Origin of the sequence: Ensifer sp. Root558, from assembly GCF_001427045.1 — a bacterium.
GTDB classification, from domain to species: Bacteria; Pseudomonadota; Alphaproteobacteria; order Rhizobiales; family Rhizobiaceae; genus Ensifer; species Ensifer adhaerens.
The window spans coordinates 20,514-30,166 of record NZ_LMGC01000025.1 but is presented as its reverse complement, the minus strand read 5'-3'; the positions used below and the strand labels follow the sequence as shown (position 1 = coordinate 30,166).

The following is a 9,653-nucleotide window of genomic DNA, read 5'->3' as shown; positions in this document are numbered from 1 at the left end:
AGATGTCGAGTGTCGCATGTCTAAATGGCTGACGACGCGCCGCCCAAATTGACATTTTAACTTTGCGCCAAAGCGGACAGTTCAACTTGGCTGCCACAAAATCTGCAGCCGGGTGGGTTCAAGGATGAAGTGCGACTTGCGATAGATACCAATGGGTTGTCACTCGCAAGGAATGGCTCATGAGACGCACCTACTCCCAAATCGATATGGATGAACGTCGTAGGATCGCCGGTGGCGAGCGGCTGGCCTGAGTGTCACTGTGATCGCCGAGAAGCTTGGGCGGCATCGCTCGACGATTTTCCGGGAACTCAGCCGCAATGCTTTCGACGATGTGCAAATGCCGGAGCTCAGCGGCTACTACTGTGTCACGGCCAACGAGATGGCGCGTGAGCGCAGAGCCAAGCTGCGCAAGCTTGCTCGGTTTGCGCATGTGCGCCGATCGGTGATCGAGCGGATCATGCATGGCTGGTCGCCGCAGCAGATCGCCGGCCGCATGCGGCTTGAGCGTCATCCGATTTCCGTCAGCTACGAGACGATCTACAAATTCGCCTATTCCGCAGACGGCCTTGCCATCAAGCTGTGGCGGCATCTGCCGGAACGTCGCGCGAGACGTCGACCGCGGCATGCCAGGCGGCGCTACGGCCGCCGTTTCAGCCCGGAACTCAACATTCTCCATCGTCCTGACGCGGTCGACGAGCGCAAGCAGTTCGGTCATTGGGAGTGCGATCTCATTCAATTTCGCAAGAAGTTCGGCAAGGCCAATGTGACGTCGCTGGTCGAGCGAGTCAGTCGCTTTGCCGTCTTCCTGCGCAACAACGACCGGCAATCGAAGCCGATCATGGACGGGCTGATCCAGGCGCTGCAGTCCCTGCCCCATCTCGCCCGCCGGTCGATTACCTTTGACCGTGGCACCGAATTCAGCGAATGGCCGTATCTCCAGGCTGGCATCGGAACGCAGACATGGTTCTGCGACCCGCAGGCGCCGTGGCAAAAAGGCACCGTTGAGAACACCAATCGCCGTGCTCGCAAATGGCTTTCGAGAGAGGTGGATCCTCTATCGATCACCGACGGTGACCTGAAGGACATTTGCGATCGGCTTAACTCGACGCCCCGAAAGTGCCTCGGCTATCGAACGCCCGCGGAAGTCTTCCGCAAGAAACTGCTCGCGCAAATGCGGCGTGTCGGTTAGCGTTGCACGCGCAAGTCGCAGTTCGGCGTGAACTCACACCCTTTGGCCATCGTTTCAGGAGGATGGATGTGGCCCGCTCTTTTGCGCAGTTGAGTATGGATGAACGCCGCGTTATTGCGCGGATGCTTGAGAAGAAGATCAGCCAGGCGGAGATCGCGCGGACGCTTCGTCGCGACCGTTCGACCATCTGCCGCGAGCTACGACGGAATTTCTGGCACGATCGTGAAGTCCCCATTGCCGAGGGCTATTGGCACGTGACGGCTCAACAGATGGCTGAGGACCGGCGTCGGCGCTACCGGAAGCTTTTGCGCGACCCGCAGCTTTGCGCCGCGGTTATGCGTCAGTGTGGCAGACACCCGTCGCCATGATCTCGACAAGCACCTCGCCGGATGCGGCTTTCTGACCTCGATTGTCTCTATCGTCAGGGGTTGATTTGCTATCCAGGCTACGGCGGCAGCGAAGACTGCTTCGGAACTTCGGCCCGGCCCTGCTTCGCTCACCGTTGGCGACCTAGCCTCGCTTTGTTCCATTTCATTGAACTCGAATCTTTCCAACCCTCGACGGAAGAACCAGAAAAGCTGGTAGTTGCCCAAAGCGGCGCAGCTACGGAGCACAGGCCCGCTGCCGTCCACGGCAGCGCAACGGAAGGTCACTTGAATGATCGGCAATCTCGCGACCGCCCACGGGGCCGGAGGTCATTTACTGCTGGTATGAGCGTGGTTTTCAGTCGCACGCCTTTGTGCGCCGGTCCGACCAGTCGAGACTACGCTCGGAGCCGTGTTCGCTGATTTACTGGCGACTGATCATGGCGACGAGGATGTCAGGCTCCATCTGTATGGTGCTTCGGTCAGTCGCCAATTTCACGGCGCTGAACCCGATCCAACAGCCAACGACCCGCCGGTCCCAGAGCTTTGTCGGACCTGTAAACTGCCCTAAGATGATAACGAGCGTCCTTCCATAGGTTCAAGGGGAGCCGCACTAATCGACCGGCTTCCAGGTCAGGTTTTATCATCGGCTCTGGCATGGATCCCCATCCGACCCCCGCAAGTAGCAATGCGTGCTTCGCACCAAGATCAGCCAGGCGCCATGTCTGTTCGGAGAGAACGCCAAAGTCCCGACCCTCAGATAGTTTCGAGCGATCCGATAGGACAAGCTGCACATAATCCCGCGCCTTAAGCGCGGCGACTGCGCTGTCTGTTTCCACGGAAAGCGGATGATTCGGGGCCGCAACCGGAACCATGGCAATTGAGTAGAGTGGAACGAACTCCAAACCCTCTGCAGCCGTCGGCACAGGCCCGCTGATGCCGAGGTCGGCGACGCCGTCGCGCACGAGCTGCGTCACAGCCCCAACAGCCTCGACATGCAATCGCAGGGTAACGGTCGGATAGGCAGCACTGAATGCGTTGAGGATTTCGGTGAGCGTGGGGATCGGCATCATCACGTCGACGGCGAGGGAGACTTCGGCCTCTTCGCCTTGCAGGAGGCTTCTGGTGCGGGTGAGCAAACCGCCCACCTCCCTTGTGACTGCCCGAGCGCCGGGCAACAGTGCCCGGCCCGCCTCGGTGAGGCTCACCCGTTTCGCCGTCCGACGGTCAAACAGCGAGAGGTTTAACTGCGCTTCCAAGTTCGCGAGCTGGTAGCTCACAACGGATGTCGCGCGGTTGAGCTGCCTTGCAGCACCCGCAAAGCTTCCGGCGTCCGCAATGGCGAGGAACACGCGGAGCTGCTCGAGTGTGGGTGGATGCGGATTGTTCATCCCACTTATTAGAACAAATTGCGCAATATTATCCAGCTTTTTGTTCGGTTGATTACCGTCTAGCTAATCGTCAGCACCGTTCCAGTGACCAAGCTCAAGACGAGAGATCTCCGCAATGTCTAACAACATCCGCTACCTTCCACCGGTTGGCCGCTTGCTCATCAGCATGATTTTTCTGGTGAGCGGCTTCTCCAAGATCACCAACGCTGCCATGATCAAGGGCTACATCGCCTCCGCCGGCCTCCCCCTCCCCGATCTCGCATATCTGATCGCCGTCGTTGTTGAAATCGGCGGTGGCCTCCTCCTTTTTGTCGGCTTCAGGTCACGGATTGTAGCGGGTCTGCTTGCGGCTTTTTGTATCGTGACCGCGTTCGCGTTTCACGCCGATCTGGCGGACCAGATCCAGGCGACGAATTTCCTCAAAAACATGGCGATCGCGGGCGGGTTGCTGCAGATCGTCGCCTTTGGTTCGGGCGCACTTAGCGTCGACGGACGAGGGATTTCCGATCGCTCCCCCGCCGCATGATTGATGTTCTGCCACGCCAGACCGCGGGGCGAGCCCGGTATCGATGACAAGCCAAAGGAAAACATCGCAGATGCGCACTTTTAGACTGACAGCTCCGCACCTGGACGGGCTCGATCTATTCGACGAGCCTATGCCTGAATTGGCACAAAACGAAGTGCTGGTGAAAATGCGGGCAGCGTCCCTCAATTACAAAGACAGCTTCTACCTTAACGGAGAGGACGGAATTCAACTCCCGCGCGCCACCATTCCACTTTCGGACGGCGCAGGCGAGGTCGTCGCCGTCGGCCCGCTGGTGCGTCGTTTCGCGGTCGGCGACCGGGTTGTGGGAAATTTCGTGCAGGATTGGATCTACGGCCCCATCCCGTCGCATGCGGTTGATTCCAGCACGACACTGGGACACGGGATTGATGGCGTGCTCGCAGAGTTCAGGACTTTCCATGAGGAGGGACTGGTCCACCTGGCCCAGAACCTCACCTACGAGGAAGCCGCTACACTTCCATGTGCCGCGGTCACCGCATGGAATGCGGTTCGAAACGTCCGCGCCTGGGAAACAGTGCTCATCACCGGAACAGGCGGCGTTGCGTTGTTTGCACTGCAATTCGCCAGAGCGCTGGGAGCAAAGACGATCGTCATCTCGTCTGGTGATGAAAAACTCGCCCTCGCGAAAGAAGCAGGCGCCAACCACGTCATCAACTACACGACGGATCCCGACTGGCACCTACGCGCCCGTGAGTTCACTGGAGGACAGGGCGTCGAGCACGTCGTTGATGCCGTCGGGTCCGACACGTTGGAACGCTCGATAGCTGCAACTGCCCGCGAAGGCACCGTGCATTTTGTCGGCCTGATGAACCCTAAGGGAGCGCTGAACCCCATGCTGATCCTCGGCGGCACGGTCAACGTGCGCGGGGTTCGGGTCGGCTCGCGCAAGCTCTTCGAGGAAATGAACGCTTTCATCGAAAAGCATGACATCCACCCTGTTATCGGAAAGCGTTTCGCATTCGAAAGCTCCCGGGAGGCATTCGAACACCAGGTTCGCGGCGCCCCCTTCGGAAAGATCGTCATCGATATTGCAGGAGACGGACAGGCTTAGGCGGAAAGAACGCTCTTGCGAAGCGCCCAGTATCTGACGCGAAAACCGGGGAAGCGCAGAAACGCTCTCGGCACCGAAACTCGAGACCGACATTGGAAATGAACATGTCATCCAGAACTGAGAAGACCATCGCCGTCATCGGCGCAACCGGCCAGCAGGGAGGCGCTGTCTTGCGCGCCCTCAAGGTCAATAATCAATTCAAGACCCGTGCCCTCACCCGTTATCCAAGCGTACATAGCGATCTTGCCGACGAAGTCGTTGAGGCTGATCTTGACCGACCGGAGACCCTCAAGCCGGCCCTCTCGGGTGCACATGGGCTCTTCCTCGTGACGAACTTCTGGCAAGAGGGGGCCGACGAGATCAAGCAGGCAACAACTGCAATCGATGCTGCTAGAGAGGCCGGTGTCGAGCACCTGATCTGGTCTACACTGCCGGATGTCGAAACGATTAGCGCCGGTCGTTTTAACGTTCCGCATTACACCGGTAAGGCCAAGGTGGATCGCATTGTAAGCTCCGCCGGATTCGCGCATCACACGTTTGTAGTCCCGCCGTTCTATTATCAGAACCTGTTGACGGTGTTGGCGCCGCAGCAGCAATCAGACGGCACCTATGGCTGGACGCTCCCGCTGAACCCAGACTCGCGCAGCATTCACATGGGCGACATCAACGAGTTCGGTGGCATCGTCGCAGGGGCGTTCGCCCGCCCTGAAGTGGCAGGCAATGGCCAATACTTGCCGTTGGTTGGTGACTTCATGAGCTTCGCCGAGATCATTGAAACACTTCGGCAGCTCGGACACAAATTCACGTTTAATCGCGCTCCGCCGGGCGTCTTTCCGGCGGAAGTTGAGGCGACTTTCGATTACTTTGAGGCGCACACTTACATGGGCACGCTCACCGCGGCTGACGTCGAGCTTGCAAACGTGGTCTCGGAAAAGCAGCCGACGAAACTCCTGCCGTGGGCCCGAGAGCACTTCCGATATCAGCCTATCTGACCTCGAAAGGACGCGCGGCGTTTCGCCGCGCGTCCTGGTTGGCTTCCGCTACAACTGCTACAAGGGCACCCGCCAAGTGTTTGCCGAAGGTAGCCGGCGAGAGGACTGAACTGCACGTCCTCCATCAGGGATTCGTGAACGTCGGCTCGTTATTGGGGTCATCTAAAACCGTCGCCCATTTTTCTCGGATCAGCTAAGGAGATCCTGCCCGGTATATAAACGGATTTGATCGGCATTTGCCCGGATTTGCACTTGTCCTGTCGGCAGGGAAACGTCACTCCGGACCTTTATCCGCAAACGGTGTGTCCCGATGGCGACATCCACCACACGGGAGCTGCCGAGGTTCTGCACGGCGAGGATTGAGGCTGGGATCCCAGCCTCTTCGACGGTAGCAAATTGAAGATGCTCCGGCCTTATTCCAAACATTACCTCGCTTGAGTGAGGGATCCCGTGACAGCGCTCTCCGCTCAAGAGAGGAACGCCGCCGAGCCGAAGGTCTCCTTCGCCGCGCTCCGCCCGAACAAAGTTCATTCCAGGAGAGCCAATGAAAGTCCCAACATAAACGTTGCGTGGCTCCTCGAACAATTCGCGCGGGGTGCCGCGCTGGACGACGCGGCCGGCGCTCATGACGAGAATTTCGTCCGCGAAGGTCATCGCTTCGTTCTGATCATGCGTGACGTAGACGACGGTGTGGCGGGTCTGATCGTTGGCCTGTTTGATCCTGCGCCGAAGGTCGAACTTCATGTGGGGGTCGATGACGGTGAGTGGCTCGTCCATGAGAAGCGCCGCGACGTCGTCGCGCACAAGTCCGCGCCCCAGTGAAATCAACTGTTTCTCGCCAGCGGTGAGCCTCCGAGCCGACTGATCGAGACGCGCAGTGAGATCAAGAAGTTCGGCGATTTCGTTCACCTTGCGAGCGATCCGGCCTCGTTCCCAGCCCCGACACTGAAGCGGAAACGCGAGGTTCTCAAAAACGGTCTTCGACTGGTAGACAACGGGAAACTGGAAGACCTGCGCGATGTCGCGGTCTGCTGTCCTGACGCGGGTCACGTCCCGACCTCCCAGCAACACCCGACCGTCGGAGGGTGTGAGCAGCCCGGATATGATGTTCAGCATCGTCGTCTTGCCGCAACCGGACGGACCCAGGAGCGCATACGTCTTGCCATTCTCGAAGTGAATATCAGTCTTTTCCAGCGCGTATGCGGCGGACGTCCCGTATGTATGCCCGATCCGATCAAGATGGATAGCAACCATCAGTATTCTCCTGTCGTGGGAGCCCGGAGCAGTTCGCCCTCTCCGTCGGCATTAAAGGCGAAAAGCCGTTCAGGCCTGAAAGACAGGCGCATCTCCGAACCGGTGAGCACGTGGTGAACTCCTTCAAGCTGCATCACGGCCTCGCCCAGCGGTGTCACCACGTGAACGAATGTCTCCGATCCTGAGACCTCCGAGAACTCCACTCGTCCGATCACACCTCCTGTTTCACTGGGCAAGATCTCCGTTGCGCGGATGCCAAACCGGTAGGAGCCGCGGGACAGCTCATCCATATGTTTCGGCGCCGGAAAACCGACATCATTCCCGAAGGTTACACGGCCATCTTCAAGTCTTCCGTGCAGGATCGTCATTGGCGGATCGTTGACGATCCCGGCCACGGCCACATTTGCCGGGCGTTCGAACACTTCCTTTGGCGTTCCCGCCTGCAAGATCCGGCCGTGGTGCATCACGACGATGCGGTCGCCCAGCATCATCGCCTCTGCGGGTTCGGTCGTGTTGTAGATCACGATGCCGTCGCTCTGGCTCGTGAGCAGACCGCGAAACTCCTCTCGCAACTGCTCGCGTAGCTTGTAGTCAAGATTGACCAGTGGCTCGTCCAGAAGGAGGATGTCGGCGCGACGTACGAGCGCTCGAGCGAGAGCGACACGTTGCTGCTGCCCACCCGACAGCGCAGTCGGCGCTCGCGCTCTGAAATCCGAAAGCCCAACCATGCCGAGAGCGGTCTCCGAGCGACTGCGCGCTTCGGCATCCGGGACACCGCGCTGCCGCAGTGGAAAAGCAACATTGTCGAAGACCGAGAGATGCGGATAGTTGATGAACTGCTGGTAGACCATGGCCACATCGCGCCGCCACGGCGGCAACAAGCCGAACTCGCAGCCCTGACGCTCCATTCTGCCGCTGTCGATCGGCTGAAGTCCGGCGATCGCCCTCAGCAACGTCGTCTTGCCCGCCAGGGTGCGTCCAAGCACTGTGGTCAGGCTGCCACGCTCAAACGAGGCTGACACGCCATCGAGGTGGACCTCGCCATTGCGGGCAAGGCCAAGTTTATCGAGAACAAGGGTCATATTGTCTCCTACCGGATCGCGCCGGAAAGCGTGCCGCGCGACAGGAGGCGCTCGGCGAAAACGGCGATAAGGATGAGCGGGGCGACGGACACGAGGGCGGAAGCCGAAAGGCTCCACCATGGCGTCACCGATGAATTCAACGAAACGACGGCGACCGGCAGGAGCTGCGTGTCGGTGAAAGTCAGCGTGAAGGCGAAGAAGAAGTCGTTCCAGCCGAAGATGAGGCAGAACATTCCCGCGACCAGGATTCCGGCTCCGGAGTTCGGCAATACGACGCGCCAGAAGGCCTGGAATGGCGTGCAGCCGTCGAGCATGGCCATCTCGTCTATCTGGCGAGGGACCCCGTCAAAGAAATCGACCATGATCCAAACCGCTATGGGCAGAAGCAGCGCAACGTAGACGAGGATCAGCCCTGCCTTGGTGTCGAGTAGCCCGAGAAACTGGAGCATAAGGAAGAATGGAATCGCCAGCACGATCGGCGGCATGATGCGCTGGGAGACGAAGAAGAAGATGATGTCCGTGTTCTTCACGATGCCAGCCCGGTAGTCGAACCGGGACAGCCCGTAGGCCGCAAGTGTCCCGAGCGCGATCGAAATGAAGCTGGCGCTTCCAGTCACGATCAGGCTGTCGAGGTAGGGCTTCGCGATGTCGATGCCCCCAGCACCGCCGAAGAGACTGCGCCAGCCGCCGAGCGAAGGCTCATATCCGACAAAGGGAAGATAGGTCGGACCGCTTGTCACTCCGTTTGCCGACTTGAAGCTCGTGGTCATCGCCCACAGCAGAGGCGCGACAACGAAGGCGCTCCAGAACGCCACGGCGAGGTATTTGAGGATCTTGAGCATCAGGCGCTCCTTCCGATGAATGTGCGAACCAGGAGCTTGGCGACGATCGTCAGCAGCACGATCATGATCACCAGGTAGGTGATGGAAAGGGATGCCGCGTACCCGATCTCGAAATCGCGCAGTCCTTTGATGTAGATGTAGTAGCCAGCGGTTTCCGTCGCGGTTCCCGGTCCACCGGAGGTCAGCACGTAGACGGTCTCCATGATCTTCGACGCCTCGATCAGCCGGATCACGATCGCTCCGATGGACACCGGAACCAGCAGAGGAAAGGTCACGTTGAAGAACGTCCGGATCGGACCCGCTCCGTCGATGGCCGCAGCCAGAAACTGCTCCCGCGGCAGGCTCAGGAGGCCCGCAAGCAGCAGCAGGAACATGAACGGCGTCCATTGCCAGATCTCGACGATCATGACCGCCGCCATCGCGAAGTTCGCGGAGGTGAGCCATGGATAAGGACCAAGTCCGATCGCGCCGAGCAGGTCGTTGGCCGGGCCAAGCGATTCATGAAAGATGGTGCGCCAGATCACCGACATGATCACGGGAGTCGTCATCATTGGGATGAGGAACAGGACCCGGAAGAAGCGGCGCAGGGCGATCTCGCGCCAGACCAGCAGTGCAAGCGCGAATCCGAGCGTGTACTGGATCAGAACGGAGCCGAGGGCCATACCCGACAAGCGCAGCATCGCCTCCCAGAACCGCGTGTCGCCAAGAAGGGCTGCGTAGTTCGCCAGCCCAGTCCAACCAAGTCCGGGCGAGATCGCGTCCCAGCCCGACAGCGAGACGCGGAGGGTGAACAGCAGCGGAAAGAGAATGATCGCGAGGAGCACGAGCTGGCCTGGCAACAGGAAAGATAGTTTGTAGAAGCGAAACCCGGTGTGACCCATGATGCGCCTTGTCCCCATGTGATATCGAACGTTTGAAGGAC

The 9,653-nt window shown here is 59.5% G+C and carries 9 protein-coding genes and 1 pseudogene; 5 read left to right on the top strand and 5 right to left on the bottom strand.

Annotated features, from left to right (window positions below):
* Nucleotides 1–179: 179 nt before the first annotated feature.
* Nucleotides 180–1,189, top strand: a pseudogene (locus ASD63_RS23485) (IS30 family transposase).
* 62 nt (nucleotides 1,190–1,251) lie between these two features.
* A complete protein-coding gene (locus ASD63_RS23480) occupies nucleotides 1,252–1,557 on the top strand; it encodes a helix-turn-helix domain-containing protein (protein WP_060644481.1) in 306 nt (101 codons plus the stop codon).
* Between the two features lie 479 nt (nucleotides 1,558–2,036).
* Here ASD63_RS23480 and ASD63_RS23475 read toward each other — a convergent pair whose 3' ends face one another.
* A complete protein-coding gene (locus ASD63_RS23475) occupies nucleotides 2,037–2,945 on the bottom strand; it encodes a LysR family transcriptional regulator (RefSeq protein WP_060529891.1) in 909 nt (302 codons plus the stop codon).
* A gap of 115 nt (nucleotides 2,946–3,060) precedes the next feature.
* On the opposite strand from ASD63_RS23475, the gene ASD63_RS23470 reads away from it, so the two are divergent.
* From ASD63_RS23470 to ASD63_RS23460, 3 genes are all read left to right on the top strand, one after another.
* The gene (locus ASD63_RS23470) at nucleotides 3,061–3,471 is read left to right on the top strand and encodes a DoxX family protein (RefSeq protein ID WP_060529890.1); all 411 of its coding nucleotides are present in this window, start codon (nucleotides 3,061–3,063) and stop codon (nucleotides 3,469–3,471) included.
* A 70-nt stretch (nucleotides 3,472–3,541) separates the two neighbouring features.
* Entirely contained in the window at nucleotides 3,542–4,561 is a 1,020-nt protein-coding gene (locus ASD63_RS23465; protein ID WP_060529889.1) for an NAD(P)-dependent alcohol dehydrogenase, read from the top strand.
* 104 nt (nucleotides 4,562–4,665) lie between these two features.
* A complete protein-coding gene (locus tag ASD63_RS23460; protein ID WP_060529888.1) occupies nucleotides 4,666–5,553 on the top strand; it encodes an NmrA/HSCARG family protein in 888 nt (295 codons plus the stop codon).
* A gap of 189 nt (nucleotides 5,554–5,742) precedes the next feature.
* Here the strand turns inward: ASD63_RS23460 and ASD63_RS23455 are convergent, their stop codons facing one another.
* The 4 genes from ASD63_RS23455 to ASD63_RS23440 are packed head-to-tail and all read right to left on the bottom strand — an operon-like array spanning nucleotide 5,743 to nucleotide 9,612.
* A complete protein-coding gene (locus ASD63_RS23455) occupies nucleotides 5,743–6,807 on the bottom strand; it encodes an ABC transporter ATP-binding protein (RefSeq protein ID WP_060529887.1) in 1,065 nt (354 codons plus the stop codon).
* Complete coding sequence (locus ASD63_RS23450; protein ID WP_060529886.1) at nucleotides 6,807–7,889, bottom strand: ABC transporter ATP-binding protein; 1,083 nt, start codon at nucleotides 7,887–7,889, stop codon at nucleotides 6,807–6,809. Before ASD63_RS23450 ends, ASD63_RS23455 begins: the two co-directional genes overlap by 1 nt.
* A gap of 8 nt (nucleotides 7,890–7,897) precedes the next feature.
* A complete protein-coding gene (locus ASD63_RS23445) occupies nucleotides 7,898–8,731 on the bottom strand; it encodes a carbohydrate ABC transporter permease (protein ID WP_060529885.1) in 834 nt (277 codons plus the stop codon).
* Nucleotides 8,731–9,612 carry a sugar ABC transporter permease gene (locus ASD63_RS23440; RefSeq protein WP_060529884.1) on the bottom strand — a complete coding sequence of 294 codons (882 nt, stop codon included), beginning with the start codon at nucleotides 9,610–9,612 and terminating at the stop codon, nucleotides 8,731–8,733. The genes ASD63_RS23445 and ASD63_RS23440 overlap by 1 nt, the downstream gene beginning before the upstream one ends.
* Nucleotides 9,613–9,653: the final 41 nt, after the last annotated feature.